General features: G+C 64.1%; 1 protein-coding gene. It reads right to left on the bottom strand.

The window, feature by feature from the left end; translation table 11 throughout:
* Nucleotides 1–1,118 (bottom strand): efflux RND transporter permease subunit (locus AWB67_RS38335; RefSeq protein ID WP_143746826.1); only part of this gene is annotated, 1,118 nt, incomplete at both ends.

Here is a 1,118-nt window from a genome sequence, read left to right as displayed (position 1 = left end):
ACCAGCGCCACCAGGAAACGCTTGATGACGAGCTTGACCATGCGCGTGTAGCCGTGCGTCATCCGCTCGAAGGCGTTATCGAACCATCGGAAGAAGCCCTTCTTCTCGTGATGTCCGGGCTTGAGCAACAGTGCGGCCAGCGCAGGCGAAAGCGTCAGCGCGACGAGTCCCGAGATCACGACCGAGATCGCGATCGTGATGGCGAACTGTTTGTAAAGCTGCCCGGTGATGCCGCTCAGGAAGGCCACCGGCACGAACACCGCGCAGAGCACGAGCACGATCGCGACCACCGGGCCCGCGACTTCGTCCATCGCGCGCTTGGCCGCGTCCTTCGGACTGAGCTTGTGCACGTTCATGTTCCGCTCGACGTTCTCGATCACGACGATCGCGTCGTCCACCACGATGCCGATCGCGAGCACCATGCCGAAGAGGGTCAGCATGTTGATCGAGAAGCCGAGCGCCATCATGCCCATGAACGTGCCGACGATCGACACCGGCACCGCGAGCACCGGAATCAGCGTGGCGCGCAGGCTCTGCAGGAACACGAACACGACGATCACGACCAGGATGACCGCTTCGAAGAATGTATGCACCACGTCCGAGATTGACGCCCGGGTGAACTCGGTCGTGTCCATCGCGACGCTGTAGTCGAGGCCTTCGGGAAACGACTTCTTCATCTCCTCGAGCGCCTGGCGCACCTGCTTGGACACGTCGAGCGCGTTAGCACCCGGCTGCTGGTAGACGGCGAGGACCGTCGCCGGCTTGCCCTGGAACTTGCTGCGGATCGAATAATCCTTGCGGCCGAGTTCCGCGCGGCCGATGTCCTTCAGCCGCACGATCGCCGCGCCGCCGCTTGACGCGCGGATGATGACGTTGTCGAACTCGGCGGGGTCGGCCAGGCGCCCGGTCGTCGTCACCGCGAACGACTGCTCGACCGGCGCGCCCGTCGGTGATTGCCCGATGCTGCCAACCGCAAATTGCTGGTTCTGGTTCGAGACGGCCTTCTGCACGTCGGATGCGGTCACGCCGAGTTGCGCCATGCGGTCGGGCTTGAGCCAGATGCGCATCGCGTAGTCGGGGTTGCCGAAGATGCTCGACTGGTTGGCGCCGGGGATGCG

It is taken from the genome of Caballeronia terrestris (assembly GCF_001544515.1).
Taxonomy (GTDB): domain Bacteria; phylum Pseudomonadota; class Gammaproteobacteria; order Burkholderiales; family Burkholderiaceae; genus Caballeronia; species Caballeronia terrestris.
The sequence above is the reverse complement of the archived record's forward strand: the minus strand, read 5'-3'. Positions and strand labels throughout refer to the sequence as shown.